A 25,845-nucleotide genomic window follows, 5' to 3' on the forward strand; every position below is an offset into this window, starting at 1 on the left:
CCGCTACGACAAACGCGCCTACGTTTTCCACGGCACCATCACCACAGCAGCCATCAAACTCTGGCTCCGCGAATGATCCGCCGGACACCACCTAGCCAGCCCCGTGCACCGGACGCCGCCGCCGGGGTGTCGCTCCATCACCGGGCTGGCTTCGCCCGTGTTCGGCACACCAGGACACTGGGACCACGCCCCCGCAGTCGTACCGGCGGCACGCGCACCCCTCCCCCGAGCCGGAGTGCGGCACCCCGTGCCCGAACCACTCCGCCCGGCCGACCCCTCCGCGGCGGCGCCCCGGGAGGCCCGCCGGCCGGGAGAGGGAACAGCGGCGAGCCGAGGGCCCGTGTTCCGGTAGCCGCGCCCGCTGCGGCGCGGGTCGGCCGTCGGCTGATGGCCGACCCGCGCCGCAGGGGTGTGATCAGCGAGCCAGGAAGGCGAGGATGCGCTCGTTGACTTCCTGCGGCTTCTCGGCGAGCAGATGGTGGCCGGCGCCTTCGATCATTGCGCCGTCCGATCCGGGGGGCAGCATGGCGATGATCTCGGCGAGTGTCGCCTCGTCGACCACGGGGTCCTCGGTTCCGTGGAGGTACAGGGTGGGCTGGGAGGGCAGCTTGTTCAGCACGCGGGCCATGTCCCATTGCGGGGTGCCGAATGTTGCGGCCGGGAAGTTCTGCCGGTAGAGGTCCAGGCCGAGGTGGAGCCTTTCCGGCGTGTTGAGTCCTTCCTTCATGGCCTTGCGGTCCTCGGTGGAGTCGTAGCCGGGGACGGTTCCCGTCCAGTGGTCCCAGAGCCAGTCGAGGTAAGCGAGGTCGTCCGCTGCGACGAGTTGATCGGCTATGGCCATCTGGAAGAAGTAGAAGTGGACGTACCGCTCGATCCTGCCGGGATCCGCGCTGTGGCGGTCGTAGAACTCCAGCGGCGGGACGTCGTTGACGACCACCTTGGCCCACCGCTCGGGTGCGGCCGCGGCGGCTCCCCAGGTGGTGAACCCGCCCCAGTCATGCCCGATGAGGACCGCATCGGAGCCGCCGCCGAGCGCCTCGTGCAGGCCGTTGGCGTCGGCGATCAGGTCGGGAAGGCGCATGCTGCCGTCCGGCGGCACCTGGGACGGGGCGAACCCCCGCATGGTGGGTACCACGGCGTGGTATCCCGCCTCGGCCAGCGCGGGCATGAGGTACCGGTACAGGTGAGGCGTGTCGAACCCGTGCAGCATCAGGGCGAGCGGCCCTTCTCCCGCCTCGACGTAGGCCAGGTCCAGGCCGTTGACGGTGATCCGCTTGTGCTCCATTTCCAGCTCCTTGGCATCCAAGAGTCGCTAAAACGAACGTTCTAACTAGTCGGAAGTTAGCACGGGGTCCGCGCGGCCCACAAGCTAGAACGAACGCTCTACCCAGTAGGCTTTGCCGCATGGCGAACACACCACAGCCGGGCACTCGGGAGCGCATCGTCCACGCGGCCTCCCTGCTGATGCAGCGTCAGGGGTACGAGGGGACCGGCATCAAACAGGTCGCACTGGAAGCCAAGGCCACGCTCGGCTCGGTCTACCACTTCTTCCCCGGCGGCAAGCAGGCTCTGGGCGTCGCCGCGGTCCAGCATGCCGACCAGGAGTTCGCGGAGCTGTTGTCGGCCGTGCTGTCCGCGGAGGCCGACCCGGCGAAGGCCATCGCCGCCTGCGCCCGCGAGCTGGCCCGCCTCCTGCGCGAATCCGGCTGGGTGGACGGCTGCCCGATCAGCGCGACAGCGCTGGAAACCACCGGGCGGGCCCCCGACATCGAGCAGGCGGTCGCCCAAGCCTTCCAGCACTGGCGCGACTTGGTGGCGGACACCCTTCGCGCAGCCGGATTCCCGGAGGGCGACGCGCACGACCTCGCCACCACCGTCATCAGCACCCTCGAAGGCGCCGAGCTCACCGCACAGGTCGCCAGGAGCGAGACGCCGCTGACCGTCGCGGGCGAGCACCTGGCCCGGCTCATCAATTCCTACAAGGGGTGAGAGCCGGCCGGCCTCCCGTGCCGGCCTCGCCGCCAGGACCGGGCGGGCGCAGGCCCCCTCGGCAACAACGGCTCCAGCACCGCTCCCACTGCTCGTCCGTGAGATCTCCCGCCCCTGAAAAGGCGGTCCGTGGACTGGTAGGCCTGAGCGGCCAGGCCACGTTGTTGCTTGAGGTTGTCGATGCACGGCTCGACGGTGTGCTGCTGCGCCGCTTCCTTGAAGGCCCCAAGGCCTACCTGCGGGACCTGGTCAGAGTGGATGTCGGAGGTCCCTGGGAAGATCACGGCCATGGAGCTCCTCACCGCCCTTGCCGGGCTCGACGCCCACCCCTGGTCCACTGTCAACCACGCCTATGGCCCCGCCGAGGACCTGGCCGGGTTGTTGCGTGCCTTCGCTGAGGGCGGTGAGGACGCCGAGGAGGCACTGGAGGAGCTGTACGGCTCGATCGTGCACCAGGGCACCGTGTACGCCGCCAGCGTCGATGCCGCCCCGTACCTTGCCCGGATCGCCGCCTGCGGCCGGCAGACCGTCGACGCGCTCCGGCTGCTCGGCTGCCTCGCCGAGAGCGAGGACGAGTACGACGTCGAGCCGGGTGCTGTCCGGGCCGCTGTGACCGCCCAGCTGCCGTTGCTCATACCGCTGCTGGCCGATGAGGAGGCCGCCGTCCGGCAGGCGGCCAGCTGGACGGTCGGCCACACCCGGGACACCGGCACCGCCCTGCCCGCCGTCCGGGCCCGCCTGGCCGCCGAGACCGAGCCCGCCGTCCGGGCCGAACTCCTCACCGCTTACGGCCGCTTGGACTGCGCGGGCGCCGCCGCCGAGGCCCGCGCCCTGCTCGGCACGGACACGCCCGCGCCGCTGCGCCTGGCCGCCGTGTTCGCCGCCCTGGACGCCGGGAAGCCGTGGCACGCCGCGCACCGCGACGCCGTCCTCGGCCTGTTGCCCGCGCGCGAGACGGCCAGGTCCGGCTACGCGGACGAGCACCGGGAGCCGCTGCGCGCCATCGTCGGAATCCTGCTGGGGCGGGACACCGACGCCGACCGCGAGAGTGCCCTCGCGCTGCTCGACGCCGCGCTGCGTGACGAGCGCCCCGAGGTGCGGGCCGAGGCCCTGTGGGCGGCCGACCGCGCCTGCACCCTGTCCCGCAGCGCTCCGCAGCGGCTGATCCCCGCGATCGCTCCGCTCGCCGCCGAATGGGCGGCCGCTCAGCTGCTGGGCAAGATCGGCCCGGCCGCCGCCAAGGCCGCTCCCCTCCTCGCCGAACTCGCCGCGCAGCCGGACGACGAGGCGGCCGACCAGGCCCTCGCCGCGCTCGTTCTGGTAGCGCCGCAGACCGCCGCCCCGCTGCTGGCCCACGCCCTCGGCCGGCGCCCGCGCGCCATGCAGTGCGCCGCCGGGTCCCACGCCCCTACCGATGCGCCCTTCCCGTTCGATGCGGAACTGTTCGCCGCGGTCCGCGCTCGCCTGGCCGCCAAGGCGCTGGAGCGTCCCGAGGGGGGCAAGGACTGCGGCTGCCCGGCGACCGAGGACCACAACGACACCGCCGGGCTCGTCCACCTGCTGCGGCAGTGGGGCCCACAGGCCGCCGCGGCGCTGCCCGAACTGTGCGCCATCCTGCCCCGGTTCCAGTACGCCGCCACCGCAATCACCGCCGTCGCCGCCGGCATCGGGCCGGAGCAGCGCAAGCAGGCCGCCACCGCCCTGCGGGCCGAGGCCCGGCAGCTGTTCGTGGCGCAGGCACTGCACGAGCTGACCGGCGAGACCGGGCCGCTGTTCGCCGCCGCCGAGGCGGCGCTCGCCACCGGTGTGCGCGGCGGCGTCGAGGGTGCACGCGCCTTGGCCGACCTCGGCCCGGCGGCCGCCCGCCTCGCCCCGGCCCTGCGGACGGCGCTCGGCCGCACTGTCGACCGCGACACCACGCCGGAGGTGGACACCGACCTCGCCCTGGCGCTCGCCCTGTGGCGGATCGCCGGTGAGGCGGCCGAGGTCGTCCCGGTGCTGGCATCGGTGTTCGACAGATGCCAGGGCCGGCAGTGGTTCCACTGGACGGCCGCCCGCGCCGCCCGCGAGATCGCCGTGCTCGGCCCGGCCGGGCGCCCGCTGACCGCCCGGCTCCAAGCTCTCCTCGACGACCCGGCCCAAGCACCCTCGGCCGTCCTCGGGCTGCTCGCCGTCGCCGACCCGGCCGGCCTCGACCGCGCTCGGCTCGCCGAGGCGGCGCTGCACTCGGCCGAGACCCGGGCCGACCTCAAGGGCGCCTGCGACGCCCTGCGGGTCCTCGGCGCCGCCGCCCTGACGCTCGAGCAGCACGACCGGCTGACCGTGCTCGCCACCGGAGACCGCCGCCTGGTCGTCTCCGGGTCCGACAACGCGATGATCCGCGAGGACGAACAACTGCGCGCCGCGCTGACATCTGTCCTCAACCAGGTCGGCTGACTAGGCGCCCGCCCTCTCCTTTGCCCGGCTCCGGCTCCGCCTGCGCCCACGCCCACAGCTCCCCGTACACACCATCCCGAATCAGGACACATCAGACCGCACCCAGACCAGCGAGGCTCCTGACAGCAGGCCCCCCTGCGGGCGATCCGCAGGGGGTCCTGCTGGAGAGGGTGGCGGCGTCAGCCGGTGAGGAAGAGCGCGGCCTCGGCCGCGTTGTCGGCGACTCCGACGGGCACCCATTCCCCGGACTCGACGTCGAGCTCCAGGAGGACGCGGGGAGCCTCGGGGGCAAGGTGCGCGGCGCGGCCTCGGGCGGCCGGGTCGAGGGGTTCGACGCGGCGGCGGCCGGTGATCTGCCGGTCGGATGCGCGCCGCTGGTCGCGGCGGGCCGCCCACTGCTCCAGCGGTTCCTCGAGCTCGCCCACGGCCGTCCTCCTCTATCGCCACTGCGCCCCCGGCAGCAGGTTGCCGGGTTCGTCCAGCCATGGTGTCTCACCGTGGGGTGTGACGGTAAGGCCGAATGAGTCGATGCCAGGGCGGCCTTGTTCCTCCCACCAGGTGCAGGCGGCTTCTACGGCGTCCCACAGGCGTCGGGGCCCGTGCTGGTAGACGATGCCGGGCCTGTCCTGCTCCGGCCAGCACACGGCCGCCCACGACCGGTCGCTGCGGGAGTAGAACCAGGCGGCGCGGGTGCCGTCCTCTGCGCGGAAGACGGTGTGAGTGGTGTGGGGGACGGCGAGGCCGATGACGAACTCGGCGTCGGAGTCGGCGAGCTGGTCGGGCTGCACTGCCGTGCCGGTCGAGCCGGGCCACGTGGTGACGTAGTCCTCGTGGGCCGGCCACACGGTCCGGTGCGCCCGGGCTCGCATGAACTCGATCCCCGCCCGGAAGCGGCCGGACGCGGTGCCGTCTCCGTACGCGGTGAGGCGCAGCAGGGCGTCCCGGTTGCTGTAGTGGGTGCCGTAGGGGACCGCGATGACCCCGCCGAGCCGGAGCTGATCCATCCAGGCTCGGGGGATGGAGCGGACGCCGAACGTGCACAGCACCCGGTCGTACAGCCCGCCCCCCGGGTGACCGACGAGGGCGTCACCGGTGAGGACCTCGGCGTACAGGCCGAGCCTGCACAGCCGTTCTCGTGCGGCGGCCGAGACGGCCTGGTCCACGTCGATGGTGACGACGTTCTCGGCGCCGCAGCGGTGGGCGAGGAGGCCGGCTGTTTCCCCCGTGCCGGTGCCCGCGTCCTGGACCCGCATTCCGGTATCGGCGTCCAGGGCGGCGAGGAGTTGGAACACGACGGTTGGCTGTGAGCTGGAAGACGTCGCGACGCGCCCCGGGTCGGTGCCGCGATGGTCGCCGTCGTCCCACTGCGTGACGATCGACAGGACGCTGTCCGCGTACTCGTACCAGGCCGCCGGATCCGTACGCCGGTCCACCGTGACGGCCTGGGCCACTGCCGCCTCGCCGCCGGGGAGAAAGGGCCACATCAAGGGCGGCAGGAACGCGGCCCGGTCCACGGCGGCGAACGTGGGCGCCCAGTCGGAGGTGAGGGCGCCGGATTCCATGAGGCAGCGCCCCAGCTCGGTACGGCTGGGGCGCTGCTGGTGTGCGGTGGTGGTCATCTACTTGCCGTGCTTCCCGCCGCCGGGGGGCGTACTGGTGTCCGGGTTGGACGGCGGCGGCGGGGGCGGGTGGAAATCGGCGCGGACCCGCCGCCGTGGCTCCCTCCACTCCCTCCACTTCCTCCGCTTCCGCTGTTGTTGGCCATCGCGCTTCTCCAATCTCGTCGGTGGTGCGGTGCCGGCCGGGCGGAGTGCCGGGCCGGCGGCCCTGCGCACGGGTGGACCCGTCGCAGGGCAGTCTCAGGGGTTCGCGATCCGTTCGGTACGGCGCTTGACCACGCCGGGGAGCTCGGGCTTCTCGGTCTCCCACCGGGTCGCGAAGTTGCCGGTTCAGACGGGGCGCAGCACCCACTCAGTCACGCCGGTGCGGACGTTTGTGACGATGGCGGCGTGCCTGTCGGCGTCGGTAGCCCGGTCCCGCCGGTCCAGCCGAGCACGGCCTGGCCAGGCGTTCGTGGGTGGCGCGTTCAAGGGAGAGTTCGCCCTCTACGGCACGCCCTCCCCGAACCTGCTGGCCCGCGCCGACCGCGGCTGGGTGGTTGCGCGCCGGGATGGGGCGTGGGGTGTCGCGGTGTGGGGGCATGAAGGGGGCCTCGTTCGCCTGGTGGCCGATGGCGGTTGTGCGGTGCCTTCGACGCTAGGGGCGCGCCCCGGTGGGTCTCAAGGAAGTTGCGTGAAGTTACGGCCGGTCACCCGAGCTCGTCGATCGCGGCCCGGATCAGGGCGCGGGCCGGCGCTCCGAAGACGGCCAACTCCTTGAGCTGACCGAACACCTTGGCGTACACGGCGATCTCGGAGGCGCTGGTGATGGCGATCTCGGCTGACAGCGTCTCGACGAGGACGCGCTCGGTGTCGAAGACCATGAATGTCTCCAGCGGCCAGATGGTGCGCTGTGCGGTGAGGGGGATGATCCCGAAGGCGACGGAGGGCAGGGACATCAGTTCCAGGAGTTTCCCGAGCTGGCCGGCCATGACGGCGGTGTCGCCGATGCGGTAGCGAAGGACGGCCTCTTCGGCCAGGAGTACGAAGCGGTGGTTGCCTTCGTAGATGACGCGGGAGCGGTCCAGTCGCGCGGTCGCGGCGTCGGCGGCGTCGTTGGGGGTGCCCTGGAAGGTGCTGATGGCCGAGAGCAGCACGGTGGCGTAGGGGTGGGTCTGCAGAAGGCCGGGGACGACGTTGGAGCAGTAGACGCGGAAGCAGCGCGTGCGCTGGTAGAGCGGGATGACCGACTCCTGGAACGGCTTGATGCCGCTGCGGTGCAGTCGTTTCCACTCCTGGTACATCTCGTCCGCGGTGCGGGAGGCGGCGATCAGGTCGGGCGCCGAGTCGTCGGCGTCGCAGGCGCGGCACCAGGCGCGGATGTCGTCGTCCGAGGGCAGGGAGCGGCAGTTCTCGATGCGGGAGGCTTTGGATTTGTGCCAGCCGCACCGGTCCGCCACCTCGAACGCCTTCAGCCCGGCGTCCTTGCGCAGCCCCACCAGGCGGCGGGCCAGGGCTGCGCGGGCGGCCTGCGCGGCCGGGGAGACGGGGAGGCGGTCGTCATGAGGTGGCGGCCCTTGGATGCGCGTCGGTCAGATGCGGTAGTCGGCGTGCGGGACGGCCAGCTCCCACACCGCCTGGAAGGCGTCGGCGCACAGCTTGATCGCGGCCGGATCCTCGGTGTGATCCGGTTCGAGGGCTTCGCCGTCGCCGGAGAAGACGTTCCACCGCACGACCCGGTCGTCGATGAGCCAGAAGTCGTTGCCGGGCAGAGCGAGGGCGGAGGCGTGGCGGCGGCCGAGCCACCGGACTTCCTCGCCGGCGCGGACGTTGGCGTCGGTGATGGCGTGCTCGAAGCGGATGTACTCGGTGACCGGCTCGGACACGATGCGGGCCCGGGCCACCTTCACGCCGCGGGCGACGGTCCGCTCCACCAGCGGCAGCCACCCGCTCCAGTACGCCGAGTCATCCGCGGGAACGCTGCCGTCCCTCAGGAACGCGCTGTAGACCTCGCGTTCCTCACCGACGGCATAGACATCGCGCAGTTCCAGGTGCAGAGCGTGCACTTGGGCGGAGTCGAGCAGGGTGTCAAAGCTGGGTGCCGGCGGCTTCTGCGGCATCGCACGCCCTCCTGATCTGCTCCGCCATCCGGGCAGGGATACGGATGACTGCCTCGTCGTAACACGGTCACCAGGCGGCTGCTCGGACTCGGCTGAGGCGCAGGGGACAACGCCGCCCGTACGGCCTCCGGGTCGGCGGCCTCCACCACCGCCCGCGACCACAACCCCGGCCCGCGTCGGCGGGCGGAACCAGCCCCGTACCCGCCGCCCACCGCCACGCCGCCACGCCGCCACCCTCAGCCGGCCCGCACCCGCGTACTCGTCATAGCCCTCACGCACCGCACGCACCAGAGCGCTTCAGTTGGCCCCTGAGCGTGCTGGTTGGCCCGGGCGCACTTGCGGGCCCTCGAACACTGCAGTCCGTGTGCGTGGTTCCCCGGAACGCGGGTGGCGAGGCGGTGGTGGTGTGGGAGGGCTCAGGGCGGTCAGCACGAGTCGTACCAGTGATCGAAGGGGCGCTCCGGGCAGGTACGGCACTCGAAGATGTACACCGAGCCCACACCGTTCACATCAAGCCCGGTGGGGTCCACGGGGACTGCCCGACCGCCATCCTCGTCCCGGTCCTCCAAGGGCAGCCAGATGCGCCACGAGGCTCCGTCGCATTCCCAGCTTGCCACGGTGAGCAGGTGGTCCATGCGGCGGCCGCACCCGTCGCAGTCCACCCACCCGGGCCCTGTGAACCAGGACGGATACCCGCCGATCTTGATGCCCGGTGCCTCGGCGAAGTCGGAGAAGGACAGCAGCGGAAGCGCCTCCTGCCGTGGTATCGCCTCCTGCAGGCGGCGGAAGTCGTCCTGCCACTGGTGGGCCAGGTCTTCCGGCAGATCCCAGCTCGGGTACTCCGTCACCCGCTCCGGGTGGACCACGCACGGCGCCGGAACATGCCGACGGGCCGCCGCCGGATCCGCTGGCGGCGCCGGGAGCACGGCCTGTACCGCGGCGGAGTCGCGCCAGAACACCACCGGCCACGGTGAGGCGGGAAACTCGTGGGTGAACGGGCACCAGAGCACCTGCAAGAGATCCGCGCCCTCAGGAAATGGCACCACGCCGGGCGGCAGGTCCGAGCGGAAGACCTGTACGACCGGCACCATCGGCACCCTTGAGCTGCTCGGCAGGCCGTCGCCGAAGCCGCTGTGCATTTGCGTACATACCGGCCACCCCTCGTGGGCGGGCCACAGCAACGGCCCGCCCACGGAACTCTCGCTATGCGCCGGCACACCCTGCCTCGGGTGCAGACGCGCCGTGTCCCGCGCCCACGCGGCGAGCCCTGGAACCAACCCCACCACGTCCACCGGGCGTGGCGGCGTCCGCCGTCTCGCCACGTCCGCACCGGGCACCGAGTCCTTCAGATGATCATTCATGGACGGAACCCTGCCAGACAGTGGCTGAGTGCTGCAGCTGGCCGGACGGGCCAGCTGCAGCACTCAGTCACACCCTTGACCACCCCCATACCCGCCCCCAGCCGGCCCGGGCCAGCAACCTGGGCACCGAGCCAGGCTGGCCCCTGTGCCCGATGCAACCGCGATATTGCGCCCCGGCCAATCCCTTGTGCGAGACCTGCCGCGAGCAGCGACGGGCGCAGTACGGAAGCTGATCATGAAACCGCCTACCCGCCGGCTGCACCCGCTGCGCTTCCTTGAGCGCGTCCAGGTCCAGGATCTCCAGCGGACCCGCGACTGGATAGCCACGGAGGAGCAGCTGATCGCTGCCGGTGCCGGGGCACGGCCTGCGGCGCCGCCCCCGGAGCGGCTGATCGAGCACGGGATCGGCACTGGCCGGCCGTGCGGGTGCACGTCGGTACCTGCTGGGACACCCGGACCCGCTGCAAGCCGGCGTCGGCCGACGCCGCGCGGCGGGCCCTGGCCGAGGGGATCCCCGCCTGTCTGCACTGTCGCCCGGACACCGCCCTCGGAGTGCTGGAATGACCGGCCACCGGCACGGTGGAAGGATGAGTCCTGGCCTGCGCGTCGTCGTCTGCCCGCCCGACCCCCAGGGCGGCCGCCGCGTACGCGTCGACGGCGAGATCCTCGGCCGCGCCCTCGGCCCCAACGACCTCCTCGAATTCCTGCGGCGGGCCGGCCTCGACTGCGAGGACGTCGACCTGAGGGACGCGCTGCTGATCGAGTGGCGCGGCGGCGGGCCGGCCGTCTGGACCCCGGATACCGCCGAATAGTGCAGGGCCGGAAAGCCACCCGGTCACGTCGAGCAGCATGCCGTCCAGGGATGTCCGGGGCCGGCCGCGGCGAGGTGCTCGCCGACCTGCCGCGCCTGATCCGGGCGCAGAGCGACCGTGCGGCCGACGGCGCGCGGCCGGCCCGTGGTGTCGCGGCGGCCCAGGACAAGGAGCTGCGGGCGCGTGAGGGAGCCGGTGACCGCGCCGATGATCGCCTCGGTGGTGTCGCGTCGTTGATCTTGGTCGACCCGCGGCACAAGCTCTGGATATGGCGGTTGGCCAGGTAGACGACGGACAGATGCCCGACGGACGCCTCCCTCCGCGTCGCTGCCCAAGTAGACCGGCAAGCCGGCCCTGACGAGACGGCCAACCTCCGAGGCGGTCACCACGGGGTGGCACCGCAACGACTCCCCCAAGGTCTCCGTCCATCGGTCAGCAGCCCACCCCGGCGCCGAACGGGCCCCCCAGGGCCGCACGCACCTGCTCCGGGTTGGCAGCCTCCACCATCGTCCGGTGAAGCCGCTGGCCGGGCGAGCTCGGCCAGCCGGCGGCTGCCCAGCGGTGTTCCCCCTACCCTGCCTGCGCCGCAGAGCAGGGCGTCAGGCGGCGAACGGGTTGGTGTGGCCCGGCAACTGCTGCCCCGGGCGCAGGAACCGCTGGCTGCCCTGTTCGTCGCGCACCGCCAGGAACCCGGCTTCCGTCAGCCGCTGTGCGATCTTCCGGCGGCGGATCGCGCCCACCTTGAACGCCAGCGTGAAGAGCAGCGCGACCGCCCCGCCGGAGGCGACCGCTTCGACCAGGGACCTGTCGATGAGCAGGAGGACGGTCAGGACCACGCAGGCGAGGTAGCCCTTAACCTTCTGGCTCCGGTCCGCGACGTACATGGCCATGACGTCGAAGGTGATGAGGTCCTTCAGCACGGCCACGGCACCGACCGCTTCGGGGAGCGGCTTCAGCGAGCCCTGTTCCAGCCCCGGCACGGTCCCGCCGTTGCCCGCCTGCGGATGGGCGGTGATGGTGGCAGCCTCGCGGACGCGCGCGTCGGGCCCCGGGTCCCGGTACATCCGGACCTGGACGAGCGAGTTCTTGAACCCGGTCCTGTACGCCATGCCGTACATGTAGCCGTACTGCTCCGCCACGTGCGCCAGAGCGGCTGCCTTCGGTGTGGAGCCCTGGGGGGCGATCTCGACGATGTCCTGCTGACGGGCGATCTGCTGGAGCACCCCCGCTATATGACCGTCTACGGACATGTTCCCCCCGCCCCTGGAGCCCCGCGCCCGGAGCCGACCGGCGCACAGCCTAGGGCATGCGTCGCCCCCGCGCGCCTCGTACACCGCACCTGCACCCCCTCTCACACCGCTAACGGCGCCGTTCCCGGCGCAGTCCGCCCGCCCCCCCAACGCCCTGACGGCCCCCGCCCCAGGGCGACCAGCTCGTCGGCGTCCGCATCGGCGTGTTGGCCTCGGCGGGCGGGACCCAGGCATGCGCCGAGCGGCCCGAAGGCCCAGCCGGCCGGGAGCGGGGCGCGGCCGGACCGGTACACCTGTAACGGGCCCGGTAGACGGCAGGCCACCGCCCGCGGTGCGCGCCACCCGACTGGTACGCGGCTTCGAGGCCGGGAGCGGGGTACCGGTCAGGGCAGCTGCTTCCCGCAACAGCACTGCGGCCTCGGCAGCGTCCTTCGCCTGCGCACGGAGATCCTGCGCACGGTGCCACGAGGCGGTGGCCTCCACCAACCTCTACCAGCGGGAGCAGCAGCGTGAGGACAACCGCGGCGCCGCCCCCGCGCGCGGCGCGAGGGGCCCGCTCCCAAGCGCGGGCCGATGCGCGCCATCCGGCCCGGGCGCGGCCTTCCAGAGAGCGGGCCGGAGCTGGCTCATCTGAATCGGCGCAAACAACGTGCGCTCGCTGGGAGACGGCGCGGGCGCGACCCTTCCCGGCGTCGCACAGCGGGTCCCGCGCGGGGCGATGGCCACCGCGCACTCGCCCCAGCCGTCTCGGGTCTGCTCCGGCCAGGGAAGCCCAGCACGAGCCATCCGTGCGACGCCAGCAGCTCGTTGCTCACCGTGTACTTCCCCCTCGGTCATGACGTCCGTGTCTCGTGCCGATCCTTCCGTCCGGCGGTGAGGGTGGGCAAGGGGCGCTCTCCGGCCGCCCCGACCACCGCCCCAGCTCTTCCCCCTGGGCCACCACCGAGCGGACCCCGGACTCGTCGGCCGTGTCGCCGGCGAGGGACACCGTTCGAGGTCGGAAGACACAGAGCAAGCTATGGCTGGGCCAGCTTGTGGAAGAGCGCGCCGATCTCCACCCGGTTGGCGACCAGCGGGAGGGTGTCGAAGTACAACTCCCACTCACCGCCCGAGCCGAAGCGCTCCACGATCCCGAACGGGATGTCCTGGCCCTTCGGTCCGGAGACCGTGCCGTGCCACTCCACGTAGGTCGTGGTCCTGCCGAAGGCGACCTGGCCGGCCTTGAAGCGGACGTCCGCCGTGCCGAAGAAACGCTGGAGGTAGGCCCGCTTGCCGGCCTCCGTCGTCAGCGGAGCGTCCAGCCCCGGCCCCGACAGCCGTGCGTTCCCCGTCCGGGCCAGTAGGGCGTCGACGTCCTCCCCGTTCCATGCCGCCAGGCGGTCCGGGATCTCCTCAGCCCGCAAGCGCTCAGGCGCCGGCCCCCGGGAGGGAGCCGGGCCGGGGTCCGCGATCCCGTCGAACAGCCCCTCGGGCGCCAGCTCCGGGACCGTGTCCCGGAACAGGGCGTAGCGGTCGTAGTAGCGGCGGGCCTGGAGGGTCTTGCCGTCGTCTCCCAGGACATTTCGCGCGATCTGCGGGTAGGCCACCTTGTGGCCCTTCAGCCTGACCTCGTTCCACTGGCCGAACATCATGACAGCGCCGTCGGCCACCACGTCCGTGCCCCGGTAGCGCAGGTCGGGTGCCAGCCGCAGGGATCCGGTGATGGAGGTGCCGATCACGGTGTGGCCGCGCTGGGGGGCGCTGCCCGCCTCCCAGAGGGAGGCCTCCTCGTCGAAGATGTCGAGATAGGCCTTCACCCGGGGGTGGCTCAGGTCCCCGATGGCCGGCGGGGCGCCGGTCGGCAGCTCACCGAAGGCGATCTGGCGCCGCATGAACTCGCAGGCGTTCGGGGTGATCCGGCCCTCCAGTCGCTCGACCTTGGCGCGCACCTCCGGGCAGTCGCCCTGGTCGGCGGCCTCCCCACCACCCGGCAGCGCCGCCGCTGAGGTCGCCACCCCCGCGACGACCGCCGCCACCACGACTCCCACCACACCACGCCGACCCGCGAACATTGCGTACCCCGTCTCGTTCCCGCCCGATGCGGCCCGTTACCGCTCGTGTGGGACCAACATGCCCGTCCGCCGGGGCAGGGGTCGATTACTCCTGAGGTAATGGCCAAGGTCAGAGGGGGTGCGAGCCTTCTCCGCAGGCGGGTCAGGCGCAGAGAGCCGCAGCCGGGTACCAGCCGCCCGACACCGGCTGCTACGACGGCCGTGCGCACCAGGAGCAGCGGGATTCCGAGGGGGAGAAAGCAACCGTGCCGTGTACGCGCCGATCCTGGACGCCGGTGTCCCGCTCCTCGTCACCGACCCGCAGACCGCCGAACTCGCCAAGGGCACCGCGAACACCTTCCTCGGCCTGAAGATCAGCTAAGGCCATCGCCGACATGTGCCAGGCTACTGGCGGCGACGTAGCCCAGATCGTGGAGATCCTCGGCATCGACCCGCGGGTCGGGTCCGGCGACATGAGGCCCGGCATGGGCTACGGCGGCGGCTGCCCCGTCCGGGTCAGGGCTCCGCAGGAGCGGGATCAGCCATGGGTGGTGGACGACGGTCTTGCCGGGTTCGTGTACCGGGGCGGTGGGGGTTCCAGGAGGAGCCGCTCGAGCGGTTCGTGCGATGGGCGTTGGAGGAGCAGCTTGCTCCCGCCGAGGTGCTGCCCCGGTATCGGTGGGTGTACCGGGTGGTCGACGGTGAGAAGCGGCGGTTCCGCCGGGATCGGTGGTGGACGTCGCGGAAGTCGATCGCTGACCAGGGCAAGCACGCGGTGATGCGGCGGCGTCAGGACGCCGCGCGGGCGCAGCGTCAGGCCCGGCAGAAGGAGCAGGAGGAGGCTGCGGAGCGGAGCCGCCAGGAGGTGGAGGAGCAGGAGCGGGCACGGAAGGCCGGGGAGGCTGAGCGTCGACGACTGGAGCGAGAAACGGTGGCCGGGCGCGCAGCGCCGTGCGCAGGCGCTCCGCGACTGGTGGTCGGCGCCGCTGCCGGGCCGGCGCGGTACGGCGCCGGATCTTCAGGAGCAGCTGCTGTGCAACGTGCACGGCTGCTCCGGCCGGGCATGGGGAACATCCTGTTTGCAGTCCGCCGACGCATGGGGGTTGGGCTGTGAGGTCCTGGCACCTTCGCCTCAGACGCTCCCAGCCATGGGCTGAGGCTGGCTTGGGCCTGTGCGTGGCCGTGCACCACCACGATATCGGCGACCACCCCGCGCTGGAGGAACACGGCGACACCGAGCCGGTCACGGCGTTCTTGCGCCGACTGGCGGGCCGGGGGTCGGGGGCGCACCGCCAGCGCGCCGCGTCCCGTCTGCCGGGCGGCCTGGCCGCGGTGGTGGACGACCTGACCGGCGCGCCCCCGCAACCGCCGCCGGGAACGGATGCCAACCGGGCCGCGAAACCGTACGTCACCTGACCGGCGGGTGTGCGACGGCGCCGGGCCCCTGCCCGTGTCAGCCTGGGATCCCCACGACACGCCGCCACTGGTGTCCGCACAACCGGCCGGGGCCGAGCTGTGCCCCGTGGCTCAGGAGGACCCCGTGAAGCAAGCCCCGACCCTGCACGACCGCCCGCACACCAACGACGCTGTCACCGACGCCCTGCGCCAGGATGGCTACGCCCGCTACCGCGCCGCGGACCTGGAACCGGACACGGACGCGCGCCGTACGGACCTGGCCGAGATCGAGAGCGCCTTCGCCACTCTTCCGCCCGACCCCTACGCCCCGCACACCAACCGGTTCCGCCGCTACTCCCACGCCGTGTACCTGCCGTGGACCGGGCAGCTGTCCTTCACACCCGGCGCCCCCGACCCCACGTACGGCACGGTGACCGAATACTGGCAGGACGACCACAACCCGGAATTCCCGGACGTACGGCGCCGCCTGCCCGACCTCCCCACCACACTGCACGGCAACGCGCTCCTGCAGCGCCTCATCCACAGCGACCTCCACCACGCCCTGTGGCTGGAAGACCTCCAGCGCACCCCCGTCTACGTCGGCGTCCACCTGCTCAAACTGGCCGTCCACGCCAGCGCCGAAACCGCCGTTTCCTCACCCAACAGCCTCCACCAGGACGGCGGGTCACCGGCCACGTTCACCTTCGCCCACTTCATCGGCTCCACCAACATCCGCGGCGGCGAAAACGTCATCGCCACGCCCGAGTCCGCCGGCCGCCAGCCCGATGACCTCCCTGAGACCGCGGTGCACGCACGCTTCACCCTCAACGAACCCCTCGACGGGTACGCCGTCCACGACCACAGGGTGAGCCACTACGTCGGACCGGTGAGCCTGGGCGACGGCACCGGCCCGGGCGAGCGCCGCATCCTCATCATCGGCCTCGCCCCGTACGGGCCCCGTCTGTAGGGCGGCCAATGCACCCGGCGAGCTGCTACTGCGGGAGACGGACGAACCGCAGGAGAACGCGTCCTCCAGTTGCGTCAGCTCTTCCGCGCTCAGCTCGACGGCATGCTCGTGAGTGGCGAGGGGTTGGGCATTGCGACGGATCGCCGCGCGTATGTGAACCATGGCCTCGATGGCGCTCATGTGAGTCTTGCCCTCGGTGTACCGAACATGGTTCTTGCAGAACCAGACGGCGTTCTCGTCGAGCAGCATTCCGTCCAGGGGCCCGACCAGCTCCATGTAGTCGTGACCCGGCCTGGGGCCGGGTTCCGGGTCATCCGGCTCCGACCCGTACACACGCCGGTCCCACCCCGTAGCATCCATGCACGCAGCCTCCCATCAGAGGCCGGTGACGGGGCGGTGGCTTTTCATGAGAACGGGTTCTGGCTCACTTTCCGTGGAGCTGTCACGGAGCGTCAGATCTTCGGAGCCATGCGATGACGGTTTGGATGGGCACGAAGCCGCGGTGAGGTGAGTTCCAGGGCCCGGTTGTCGCGTCCGGCACTCATGTGGTTGAGCCAGCGTTCGTACCAGTCGAGGAAGTCGGTGGCGGAGGAGACGTTGGGGCCCCGGTAGCCGTCGCTGTTACCGATGAGGACGCGGCCGGTGAGGGGACCGGTCACCGCGATGACGCATACGTCGGTGCAGCCCATCTCGATGATGTGGAGGAAGAGGTCGAGTTCGTGTGCCCCGGAACCTATGCCGTCGAAGCCGCGGGGTGCCCCCGGTTCTCCGCGCGGATTCATGACAAGCAGGGAACAGCGCTCCAGCGGTATGAGGCCGTAGAACGGTGCCGCGCCTGAGCCGCCGATGTGCGTGAGGAACTGCCGATAGGCGTCGGGCAGGACGATGTCGTGCTCGGCCTCGAACGCAGCGACGCGCGCTTCGGCCAGCTTCGGACCGAGGCAGAACTTGTGCTGCTCTTCCCCGAAGGAGTGGCTGCGCAGTGGTTGGAACGGGATCGCGGCCAGCTTGCGACGCAGGCGGGGTATGCGGGGATCCATGGCGCATCTTCTCTCGTCCCCGTCACCCTATGGGTAGCGCTGGTCAGCTGGCCAGGAGAACCCTCTTTCGCAGGAGAGCGAAGCCGGCACGGCCGAACATCTGGCGTTTGAGCATCTTGATCGGGTTGACGTGTCCTTCGACGACTCCGGAGTTCCAGGGCAGGGTGAGCCCAGCGATGACGGCATCGCGGTCACGTTCGATGCCTGCGGCGAGGGTGTGGAGGGCGGGGAGATCGTCACGCCGGACGGCGCCCAGCCACTGCGGCAGCCGTTCGCCCTGGCGCTCGGTGAGCATCTGGGCAAAGGACCGGACGTGAGTGGTGAGGGCGTCGAGTTCGGGGCAGTGGACCAGGACGGCCTTGAGTCGAAGGTGGTCGACCTCTGGGAGGGTCTCGGGGCGCCGGAGAATCCAGCCGGCGACGACGCGGGGTGACGGTGACCGAGCTGTGATCGGGTTGGGAGAGGTCCGCTTCTCCCGGAAGTAGGCGCGAACGCGCTGGTAGCTGCCCTGATAGCCGAGTGGCACGATCTCCTCCCATACCGTCCAGGCGTTGGTGCAGCCCTGGTTCCAGCGGTCATCCAGGTAGGGCTTGAACGCATCCAGCTTGGACGGCCGACCCTGCCACTGCCAGCGGAACAGGTCCTCCGGGGTGGCTGCGTCGGCGAAGAGTTTGACGGTGCGCGAGGTCATGCGGAGCTGGCGGCCGATCGCCCTCCGACCGAGTCCGGCGGTCAGCAGTTCGTGGACGGTCGCGTGGTTGGCTCGAGTTCGGTCGGCGAAGCGATGTCCCCTTGGCCAGGGCGAGCCGGACGGGTCTTCGATTGTCTCCGGCTCGCGGGCAGGCTGGGCTGGATCTGGCGCCAGGACCTGGAGGCATCCGCGATGGTCTGCGACACAACGCTCTGCGGCTTCGCTCAGGTTGTGCCAGAGGTGCCACCTGTCCGCCACCTGCACCGCCTGGGGCGCCCCGGCGGTGGCGCCTTCGGCGAAGAACGGTGCCCGGTCACGGCATACGACCTCTACCCCGGGACGCTTCGCGAGCCACGCGGCCAAGCTGGAGGTTTCCCGGTCGGGCAGCAGGTCCACCGGGCGTCGGCGTTCGACGTCGACCAAAACGGTCCCGTAGTGGCGGCCTTTGCGGGTCGCGTACTCATCGACGCCGACTACGCGCGGGGCGGGAAATCCCGGGTCGGGCAAGGCTTCGACCAGCCGCAGTACCGTGCTGCGGCTGACGGACACGCCGAAGACTCTCGCCATGCGGGCACCGGCCCGACCGGCGAGAGCGAGGCCGACTGCGGCCAGCGTCGATCGCAGGCGCTCGGTCCGCCGGCCGTATCGACGAGTCAGCCCCGTCATCTTCTCGGCGAAGGTCCGGCGCCCGCACGAGGTGACCGGGCAGAGAAACCTGCGGACGCGTAAACAGAGGATGACTCGTCTGCCCCCACTGGGAACATCAGCGGGAAACCGCAGGTAGGAGCTGTGAACGCGCCGAGACCAGCTCCCGCAGCCAGGACAATCGGACCCGACCACCGTGCTTCGGGCCTCAATGCGTACCGCCTCATCGTTCACGTCGACCGACAGCACAGCCACGTTCGAGAGCGACGGGAACAGCAACTTCTCCAGTCGGAGTACCACTTCTTCCACGGGCCGAACCGTCAGCCACACCGCGCTGGGGACGGATCATTTTCAGGCAGCTTCCCAAGGTCCTGCCCGCCAGACGAACGTCACTGAGCGTGGTGGTCACGGAAAGTGAGCCAGAACCCGGGTTTGGGAGGCGCCCGGATCACGGGGTCGGGAGATGTCCACGACCGAAGCCGACGTGGATTCCATGCCCTTCCGGGCAGCTGCCAGTGCAAGGGCCGCGAGAAGGCCGCGCCAGTTGCAGGCGGCATCGACGCGGACAACCGTCGGGTGCACCATGCCTTACGGGCGTCCGCGCCCTCCGCGGGGAAAGCGTCAACACCCTGTGGGGACGGCTACAGGTCAAAAAGGAAGCTCCAGACCGGCTCGCTGGTGGCGGCCTGAATCACGATGTCCTCCAAGGCCATTTCACGGGGTGTCAACTCCCCAGGGCGCACCGGCACATCGACCTTGTCCATCCAGGTCAGCGAACCCACGATGTCGGCAGGTCGCGCAACCCAGCCACCGACGCGCAGGTCGCCGCAGAACCAGAGCAGCCCGCGTCCGTCCGCCATGGCAAGCCAGTGCGACCGCGGCATGAAGCCCCGCAGCGCAGCAGCCACGGTCCGGTCCGGCGCCAGCAGTAGGACCTCGGCAGCAATCATCAGCGAGGACGCGTCACCGCCCACTGCCTCCAGCCGGCACGGCCACACCTGCCACGGGCGACTGCGGACCATCTCCACGGCCTCGCGGCGGCGGGCCGGCAGCCCGGAGGGCCACACCGCGACGCCAACGCAGATCCCCACCGCCACGGCCGCGAACACAGCGATCCCCGGCACTGCACTGAAGAGCGCCCCGCAGACGCCTGCCGACACGAGGCTGGCACACACGGCGTTGGTGCGGCGGAGTTTACGCCAATGCCTGTCTCCCCCAGCGACCTTCTCCATCACACCGGGCATCTGGCCTGCCGGGCCCGGCGAAACCGCATATCCGAACTCCTCGGCCAACACCCGTGCCCCCCACCCGCCAGCCGCCAGCCGCCAGCCGCCAGCCGCCAGAAACCGTCACCCTTATCGTCCCCGCCGCCTTCACGCTCGACAAGGCCGCGATACCCCCACCCACACCGGATGGACAAGAACCGTCACCGCGTCTCAGGCACGGCGCCTGCCCGCCCGTGTGTTGCCCGTGGAGCCGGTCGGGCTCCGGCACAGAGTGTGAGAGCCAACCGGCGCTCGGAGCGGCCAAGTCCTGTGGTGCCGGGACAGCTACTGGACCTGCCGCTCATAGACCGCCGGTCAAGATCACCTTCGAGGACAACGGTGACGTCCACGTGCACACCATCGCACGACCGGAGCCATGGCAGCGGCACTCTCGCCCAAGATGCGCACCAGGACGCTGGGTGGTTTCGCGGCCGCCGATGCCAGCGCTCCCAGAGCCTCGCGCGGCATGGTCAGCCGTTGCGCGAGGGACAGCGCCTCCCCAGCCCGCGGAGACCTGGCGAGCCACTCCAGCGACCCCAGCAGTTCCGCCGCCACAACTCGGCCCGTTGGGTCACCTGGCCATCGCCCTGCTCGCAACGGGCCACGCTATCGAACGACCGGGCCCAGGCGGCGTTCCGCTCCGCCTGCGGCCTCCCCCGGTCGCCGGTCCCGGTCGGTACGGGCAACGTCGACCACCTGCGCGAGCTGGTCGACGCCCTGGTGTACGAGGTCGATGACCAGGTGGCCGGGAGTACCCGGCAGTTCCTCCAGACGCAGGTCGGCTCTTTCGGCGAGGCATCCCTGAAGGAGCACGACGAGGCCTGGCTCCGGGTCCTCGCCCACCTCGGCGAGGTGCTCGCGGCTCAGCGGTGATTGCCGCACCCTTGTCTCCGCGGCGGAGGTGGGCGGACGATGGGTCCGTGGAGCGGCGATTGACGGTTCATCAAATCGGCGTACTGGTGGAGCGGGCTCTGCGGCCCGGGGGCGGGTTCCGGGCCCGCCGCGCCGCGGCCCGACTGTGCACGCCGGAGGCCGTCCGCGAGTCGGGCTCCGACCTCGTCGAGCAGTTGGTCCGGATCCTGCGGTCCGCGCCCGACCCGGACATCGCGGCCCAGGCCGCTGGGACCCTGGCTGACCCCCGGGTCAGCGGCGATCCGGAGCTTCTCGCGTCGACCGTCATGGCCATGAGCAACCGGTCAGGCTCTTGGAGCGGCGCGAACGCCGAACTGGGTATCCGAGTCCTGGACTTCCTCCTCGGCCCACAGGCGGGTACGAGCCGCCTCGAGTCGTTCCTGGGCGCCGCTCAACCCCGTTCCGACTGGAGGACGAGTCCGGAGAGGGTGAGCTTCTGGTTCGTCGAGAAGGCTCTCGAGACCCGGGACGACACGGTGCGAGCGCGCGCCGGAGCTTTCCTGAGCGGGACTGCCGAACCGCACTTGCTGCGTGCGATGGAAAGGGTCGTGCTCTTCGACATCTGCCAGACGTTCCACCTGCCGGCCCTGTACACCCTGCCTTCCGGCTGGGAGTGGCAGCCCCTGTGGAGCGGCGGCGACCTCTCACTCCGGCTCCGCCTGCTCCTGGCCAACCCCCGCCTGCCCCTGCGCCCGCCCCACGGCCCGTCACGATTCGGTCCATTGGAGGCGTGCGCCGGCCCTCTGCTGGCCGTCCTCTCACAGCGTGAGGACCTGATCTCGGACTATCTGGCCGTCCACGGCCCGGAGCCGACGGTGAGCGCCCTGCTGAAGGGGGTCGCGGAGTCCAGCGGCCGGGCCGGCTTCGCAGCCGACTGCCGCAGCGCCCTGTGCGGGCTGCCCGCCGGCCCCGCCCGCGAGGAGCTGTGCCAGCTTGCGGCACGCTGGGGCTCGGACGTGGGGCGGAGCATCGTACGCGAGACCGGCTGGGCCTGGGACGGCGACGAAGCCGCGTTCTGCTGGTTCACCGAGCAGTGGGAGCGATACGACGCGCTCGACCCGGACGGTGCCCGCCTGCGCGCTTTCGCTCTGACCCGGAAGGACGACCACCAGCTGTTTCGCCGCGCCGAGCGGATCGCCGAGGAGAACGGCCGCCCGAACCCGCTTCCGCCACCGCCCCCGTTCCCGAAACCGACTCCGCCGAGCCCCTCCCCATGGCAGGGAGGCTCGTGGCCCACCTCCCCGGGGGCGTCGTATGGCGGCAGCTTCTGACGGTTCGAGGAGGTGATGGCGTCCGCCGCACCCCAGGCTACGCAAACCGGACGTAACCGCCTTGCCAACGGGCGGCGCCTCCACACCCGTGCCCTCTCCCACCCGCGGTTCCGCCACCCCGGTCTCACTTGGCACAGCACGGCGACCGGACACAGCACCCTCCGCCTGCGGTACCGCCTGAACCGCTCCGCGCCACCGCCCAGCAGTAGGTGCATGCATGCGGCTCGACAGCCGATGGCCTTGGGGTCGGCGTCGATGCCCAGGTCGTCGGTGACGCGGGTGCGGCGCCGGCCTTCCATGGAGAGTGCGATGAGCTGGTCGTGGATGTCGGCGATGTCGCGGCAGTAGGTGAGCCCGGGCAGCCCGGACGCCCACGGGTGGGAAATCCGCTTGGTGTCGAGGACGAACACGAGCGAGCCGTGATGGAGCATCTGGCAGGAGATGCACCGCAGGGTCACCGACTTGCAGCCGCCCGTGGAGGCGTTGACCAGGATGTGCGGGGATTCGGCGTCCAGGTCGACGGTGACGATCCGCCCGGCGGAACCGAACCCGATGACGGGCGCGGACGCCTTGGCGGCGGCCACGATCTCGCGGACCTTAGGGTCCTTGAAGGCCGCCTTGGCCGGGGGCTTGCGGGTCTTCTTCACCGTCACGTACGTCTCGCTGCCCTCCAGGTGCCAGGAGAAGGTGACGCCCTCCAGGGCGAGCTTGGTAGTGATGATGTCGACGACCAGGTCCTTCGAGAAGTCGAGGCGGCCCGGCACGTCCACGCGGATCACCGCGTCGTCCTCGGAGAAGTCGCGCGGGATGTGGAGGTAGCGGAGCGGGTCGGTCTGCTCCGGCAGGCGCAGCGGAAGCGCGAGGGCTTCGTGCGGCGGGAGCACCCACTCCCGCATCAGCTCCCGGCGCTTGCGGGTCAGCGCGGGGCAGGCGGCGGTCCCCACGGCCGCGCTCGACGCCGCGGCGATCCCGGTCTGCTCCAGCGCGGTGATCGCGGGATCCGGGTCGGCCCATATCTGCTGGGCGGTGGCGTCCTTGTCGACCCACCCTGCCTGGTAGCCGCCCGCGCCGAGGGCGGCCAGCGTGCTGATGCGGAAGGTCAGGAGCTTCCACCCAGCGCGGTAAGACGAGCGCGAGACGCGGCCTTCGACCTTCGGCAGGACGCGGGTGCCCGATCGCCAGAACGTCGCGTCGGTCCGCTTCACCCCGTCCATCGGTCGGCCGGCCAGGAACCTGCCGATGCCGAACGCTACGGATTCGGCGGTCTCCTCCACCTGCTTGTCGAACTTGGTTCGTGCCATGGCGGTGCCTATTCGGTGTGCGTCCAGGCACCTCACCCCCGGAAGCGGACACCCCTTTCTAGAAGCCCGGGCGTGGATACGGGAGGGTGAGGAGCGGCCCTGAGCTGCAAATCTGTGGATAACTTCTTCGCCCTGGGGGCTCCTGGACGGCTCAGCTGCGCTGCACGTGTGACTGAGCGTCGCAGTTGGCCCGTCCGCCAACTACGACGCTCACGGTCCGGGACGAATGGTGCGGGGCGCGGCCTGGTTCAGGTGTCAAGGCAGCCGACGATGCCCGGCAGGTCAGGGTGCCGCGGTGTCCGGGCAGGCGGTGAGAAGTGTCCGGGCCCGGTTTCGGAGGGCTTCGTCCTGGCGGATGACGCGATCTTCGACTCCCGAGCGGACCACCCGGGCATCGCCGTCGGCGAGAGCGGCAAGTCGGCGCGCTTGGTCGTCGGTCAATGCGTCGAGGCCGAGTGCTTCCAGGGCATCGCAGGCACCTGTCGGATCGGCGTCCGATTCGGCCGACCGCAAGGCGGCCTCGGCGAGCGAGGTACGGTCCAGCGAGGCGGGCTCGGCCACGGCCGTGAGGGCCAGCACCGCGGCCGGTGCCTGTGCCGGATCGTCGAGGGCGGCTTCCAGGCGGGCGCCGAGCGACCGACCCGCGGGGCCGAGGAGGCCCGTCGTACGGGCGGCCAGCGCCACCGACCACCAGGACCAGGGGTTCTGTTCGGCGCGCGCCAACACCGAGTCCAGAACGGCAACTACCCCGTCCGCGTCCCCCGTGACACGCCACAAGGCCTCAGCGAGGGCCGTGTCCGTATCCAACGCGGGCGTGGTGTCGCCGTCCGTGCCGCTGAGCGCCTCGCGCAGGGCAGGCGCAAGCGCCGCTGCCCGGGGACCGAGCGCACCAGCCATCCTGGCGGCCTCCGTGAGCTGGCCGGCGCCACTCCGGAGGTCCTGTTCGAGGCAGTGCAGCAGGGGCGCGATCTCGCCGTCGAGGTCGTGCAGGGCCTTCGCCACGGGGAGGACTCCCTGCTCGGCCGCCACCGCCCGCAACGACGTGACGGCCCGGGCGCGGTCCGCCGGGGCGCAAACGGCGGCGACGGAAGCGATGGCCCGGGCGGCCTGACCGGGAAAACGCTGGAGCGCCGCGCACAGCTCGGGCAACGCCGGCGCTGCCTCGGCGCCCCACCCCGCCAGCAGGTTCGTCAACTGCCAGGGTTCGTTGCCGCTCAGGGCGTTGGGCCGGGCAAGGCGGTCCCGGACCGCGTCGAGGAGTTCGCCGCTGTATGGGAAGGCGAAGTCCTCCGGTCTCTGGAACCCGGCGGCGGCAGCGAGGGCCCGCGGGCGCCGCCCGAGGCCAGCGGCCAGGAGCGGGGCCGCCTGCGCGGGGGCAACCAGTACGAGCGCGGCCAGGGCCCGGTCCGCATGGTCGTCATCGTGGTCCGGATTCCGTCCGGCGAGGGGGGCGAGGATGTCCGCGGCCGGTGCGGCGACGCTGCCCAGCCGGCCCAGGAGGGACGACATGGCGACCACCGACTCCTCGTCGACGGCCGCCGCTCGCAGGTTCCACACCAGTCGCCGCGAGGCACTGCGGGAGAGCATGCAGGCGCGGTCGGCCGCCCAGAGGCCTTCGGCCCGCACCTCCGCCCGACCGTCGTGCAGGGCTGCGTCGACCAGTGCGAACGCCACCTTGCGCTCCATGCGGCCGCCCCGGCCCAGGAGTGCCTCCACGACGGCGGCCAGCGGCTCGCCGCGTTCGAGATCGAGATCAGAGCGCAGAGGGTCGGCTGGCAGAAGGGACAGCATCGTCGTGTGCATGGGTTCGGTCCACGGAACGCCTGCGTCGAGGGAGGCGAAGACAGCGGCCATGCGCACCTCGGCCGGCTGGGACGGGTCCAAGACGGCGGCAGCGGCCGCGGCTCCGCCCTGCGGGTCGAGCCGTGCGATCCCGGCCAGGACCTCCGCGCGCGCGGAGGGTTCGTGTTCCTCGTCCCAGCGCGCGCGGAGGGCGGGGAGCGCAATCGCGGTCGCGCGGGTGTGGGACACCGCCCAGGCCGCGGTCCGGCGGACCTCCGGCTCCGGGGAGGCCAAAAGGGGCAGTAGCAACGGGAGCCGGTCCGCCACGGCCGCCCGGACCGCGCCCGGTGCCACGCCGTACTCGTCCTCGCTCTCTGCCATGCCGCCGAGCAGCGCCAAGACGTCTGCCGTGCGGTGGCCGGCCGCCGCGATCCCGGCCATGAACGGCACCGTCTCCGCGCTGGCGGCGTAGACCGTCCCCTGGTGGAGAACGCGTTCGTACAGCTCGGACAGCGCCTCATCCGCCGCATCCACATCGGCGCCGGTCAGAGCCCGCAGTAGATCGGGAATGTCCTCCGCGCCGCCGTACGCGTGAGAGAGGGAAGACCAGGGCCGGGCATCCAGGCCGTCGAGCAGGTGTACGAGATCCATACGGAGCATCGTGCCAGCCACTTCTGACATGCCTCGGCCACCCAGGGCTGTCTGCTCCTGGACGGCCGTACCCGCAACCGGGCCGCCACGGTCCACGCTAGGGCCGCCGGCTGGCCACCGAGCGGGCGGTGCCGGTGCAGACGACGGCGGCGCTCGATGCGCTCGCGCGGCCCGGCACGGCGGCGTGCACCGGGTGCGACACCGCCGAGACCCTGCTGCCAATCCTGCGCCACGGCCAGGACGACGTCCCCGACGCCGGCGACTAGCCAAGACCGCAGGTCAGACGGTCGGGGCCCGGTGTAGTCATACGCCCGTAGCCGCGGCCGTCA

General features: G+C 71.5%; 23 protein-coding genes. 10 read left to right on the top strand and 13 right to left on the bottom strand.

Annotated features, from left to right (window positions below):
• Positions 1 to 415: 415 nt before the first annotated feature.
• Positions 416 to 1,285, bottom strand: a complete 870-nt coding sequence (locus ACZ51S_RS16280) for an alpha/beta fold hydrolase (protein ID WP_468804549.1) — start codon at positions 1,283 to 1,285, stop codon at positions 416 to 418.
• A 119-nt stretch (positions 1,286 to 1,404) separates the two neighbouring features.
• On the opposite strand from ACZ51S_RS16280, the gene ACZ51S_RS16285 reads away from it, so the two are divergent.
• Positions 1,405 to 1,989: a TetR/AcrR family transcriptional regulator gene (locus ACZ51S_RS16285; protein ID WP_468961162.1), complete on the top strand. Its 585-nt coding sequence runs from the start codon at positions 1,405 to 1,407 to the stop codon at positions 1,987 to 1,989.
• A gap of 288 nt (positions 1,990 to 2,277) precedes the next feature.
• Positions 2,278 to 4,425 carry a hypothetical protein gene (locus ACZ51S_RS16290; RefSeq protein WP_468961165.1) on the top strand — a complete coding sequence of 716 codons (2,148 nt, stop codon included), beginning with the start codon at positions 2,278 to 2,280 and terminating at the stop codon, positions 4,423 to 4,425.
• 179 nt (positions 4,426 to 4,604) lie between these two features.
• Here ACZ51S_RS16290 and ACZ51S_RS16295 read toward each other — a convergent pair whose 3' ends face one another.
• The 5 genes from ACZ51S_RS16295 to ACZ51S_RS16315 all read right to left on the bottom strand — a co-directional run bounded on the left by ACZ51S_RS16295 (position 4,605) and on the right by ACZ51S_RS16315 (position 9,504).
• Positions 4,605 to 4,850 (bottom strand): DUF6087 family protein, encoded by a 246-nt coding sequence (locus ACZ51S_RS16295; protein ID WP_468961168.1) that lies wholly within the window; start codon positions 4,848 to 4,850, stop codon positions 4,605 to 4,607.
• Between the two features lie 12 nt (positions 4,851 to 4,862).
• Positions 4,863 to 6,044 (bottom strand): protein-L-isoaspartate O-methyltransferase family protein, encoded by a 1,182-nt coding sequence (locus ACZ51S_RS16300; protein ID WP_468961170.1) that lies wholly within the window; start codon positions 6,042 to 6,044, stop codon positions 4,863 to 4,865.
• A 689-nt stretch (positions 6,045 to 6,733) separates the two neighbouring features.
• Entirely contained in the window at positions 6,734 to 7,522 is a 789-nt protein-coding gene (locus tag ACZ51S_RS16305; RefSeq protein ID WP_468889224.1) for a helix-turn-helix domain-containing protein, read from the bottom strand.
• Positions 7,523 to 7,615: 93 nt separating this feature from the next.
• Positions 7,616 to 8,143, bottom strand: coding sequence for a DUF6879 family protein (locus tag ACZ51S_RS16310; RefSeq protein WP_468961172.1), 528 nt, complete (start codon positions 8,141 to 8,143; stop codon positions 7,616 to 7,618).
• 425 nt (positions 8,144 to 8,568) lie between these two features.
• Entirely contained in the window at positions 8,569 to 9,504 is a 936-nt protein-coding gene (locus ACZ51S_RS16315) for a DUF1963 domain-containing protein (protein ID WP_468804537.1), read from the bottom strand.
• A gap of 426 nt (positions 9,505 to 9,930) precedes the next feature.
• Between ACZ51S_RS16315 and ACZ51S_RS16320 the strand changes: the two genes are divergently transcribed.
• The 3 genes from ACZ51S_RS16320 to ACZ51S_RS16330 are packed head-to-tail and all read left to right on the top strand — an operon-like array spanning position 9,931 to position 10,603.
• Complete coding sequence (locus ACZ51S_RS16320; protein WP_468479569.1) at positions 9,931 to 10,068, top strand: DUF6233 domain-containing protein; 138 nt, start codon at positions 9,931 to 9,933, stop codon at positions 10,066 to 10,068.
• A 23-nt stretch (positions 10,069 to 10,091) separates the two neighbouring features.
• Positions 10,092 to 10,316, top strand: coding sequence for a hypothetical protein (locus tag ACZ51S_RS16325; protein ID WP_468479548.1), 225 nt, complete (start codon positions 10,092 to 10,094; stop codon positions 10,314 to 10,316).
• A gap of 50 nt (positions 10,317 to 10,366) precedes the next feature.
• Positions 10,367 to 10,603, top strand: coding sequence for a hypothetical protein (locus ACZ51S_RS16330; RefSeq protein ID WP_468479549.1), 237 nt, complete (start codon positions 10,367 to 10,369; stop codon positions 10,601 to 10,603).
• A gap of 312 nt (positions 10,604 to 10,915) precedes the next feature.
• On the opposite strand, the gene ACZ51S_RS16335 is transcribed toward ACZ51S_RS16330, so the two are convergent.
• Positions 10,916 to 11,566, bottom strand: a complete 651-nt coding sequence (locus ACZ51S_RS16335) for a hypothetical protein (RefSeq protein ID WP_468961174.1) — start codon at positions 11,564 to 11,566, stop codon at positions 10,916 to 10,918.
• Positions 11,567 to 12,582: 1,016 nt separating this feature from the next.
• A complete protein-coding gene (locus tag ACZ51S_RS16340; RefSeq protein WP_468961176.1) occupies positions 12,583 to 13,596 on the bottom strand; it encodes a hypothetical protein in 1,014 nt (337 codons plus the stop codon).
• Between the two features lie 395 nt (positions 13,597 to 13,991).
• On the opposite strand from ACZ51S_RS16340, the gene ACZ51S_RS16345 reads away from it, so the two are divergent.
• From ACZ51S_RS16345 to ACZ51S_RS16355, 3 genes are all read left to right on the top strand, one after another.
• Positions 13,992 to 14,375, top strand: a complete 384-nt coding sequence (locus tag ACZ51S_RS16345; protein WP_468889212.1) for a hypothetical protein — start codon at positions 13,992 to 13,994, stop codon at positions 14,373 to 14,375.
• A 403-nt stretch (positions 14,376 to 14,778) separates the two neighbouring features.
• A complete protein-coding gene (locus tag ACZ51S_RS16350; protein ID WP_468479553.1) occupies positions 14,779 to 15,012 on the top strand; it encodes a hypothetical protein in 234 nt (77 codons plus the stop codon).
• A gap of 124 nt (positions 15,013 to 15,136) precedes the next feature.
• The gene (locus ACZ51S_RS16355) at positions 15,137 to 15,958 is read left to right on the top strand and encodes a 2OG-Fe dioxygenase family protein (protein WP_468961179.1); all 822 of its coding nucleotides are present in this window, start codon (positions 15,137 to 15,139) and stop codon (positions 15,956 to 15,958) included.
• Between the two features lie 452 nt (positions 15,959 to 16,410).
• Here the strand turns inward: ACZ51S_RS16355 and ACZ51S_RS16360 are convergent, their stop codons facing one another.
• The 3 genes from ACZ51S_RS16360 to ACZ51S_RS16370 form a co-directional block, all read right to left on the bottom strand.
• Positions 16,411 to 16,998 carry an SMI1/KNR4 family protein gene (locus tag ACZ51S_RS16360; protein ID WP_468479555.1) on the bottom strand — a complete coding sequence of 196 codons (588 nt, stop codon included), beginning with the start codon at positions 16,996 to 16,998 and terminating at the stop codon, positions 16,411 to 16,413.
• Positions 16,999 to 17,041: 43 nt separating this feature from the next.
• A complete protein-coding gene (locus ACZ51S_RS16365; RefSeq protein ID WP_468479556.1) occupies positions 17,042 to 18,643 on the bottom strand; it encodes an ISL3 family transposase in 1,602 nt (533 codons plus the stop codon).
• 332 nt (positions 18,644 to 18,975) lie between these two features.
• The gene (locus ACZ51S_RS16370) at positions 18,976 to 19,626 is read right to left on the bottom strand and encodes a hypothetical protein (protein ID WP_468961182.1); all 651 of its coding nucleotides are present in this window, start codon (positions 19,624 to 19,626) and stop codon (positions 18,976 to 18,978) included.
• A 693-nt stretch (positions 19,627 to 20,319) separates the two neighbouring features.
• Between ACZ51S_RS16370 and ACZ51S_RS16375 the strand changes: the two genes are divergently transcribed.
• Positions 20,320 to 20,472: a hypothetical protein gene (locus ACZ51S_RS16375; RefSeq protein ID WP_468961184.1), complete on the top strand. Its 153-nt coding sequence runs from the start codon at positions 20,320 to 20,322 to the stop codon at positions 20,470 to 20,472.
• 823 nt (positions 20,473 to 21,295) lie between these two features.
• Here ACZ51S_RS16375 and ACZ51S_RS16380 read toward each other — a convergent pair.
• On the bottom strand, positions 21,296 to 23,083 hold the full coding sequence (locus ACZ51S_RS16380; RefSeq protein WP_468961186.1) for a hypothetical protein: 1,788 nt from the start codon (positions 23,081 to 23,083) through the stop codon (positions 21,296 to 21,298).
• Positions 23,084 to 23,365: 282 nt separating this feature from the next.
• The gene (locus tag ACZ51S_RS16385; RefSeq protein WP_468961187.1) at positions 23,366 to 25,516 is read right to left on the bottom strand and encodes a hypothetical protein; all 2,151 of its coding nucleotides are present in this window, start codon (positions 25,514 to 25,516) and stop codon (positions 23,366 to 23,368) included.
• 128 nt (positions 25,517 to 25,644) lie between these two features.
• Between ACZ51S_RS16385 and ACZ51S_RS16390 the strand changes: the two genes are divergently transcribed.
• Positions 25,645 to 25,782: a hypothetical protein gene (locus ACZ51S_RS16390; protein ID WP_468479563.1), complete on the top strand. Its 138-nt coding sequence runs from the start codon at positions 25,645 to 25,647 to the stop codon at positions 25,780 to 25,782.
• The last annotated feature ends 63 nt before the right edge of the window (positions 25,783 to 25,845 follow it).

It is taken from the genome of Streptomyces sp. NPDC034043, assembly GCF_055575675.1.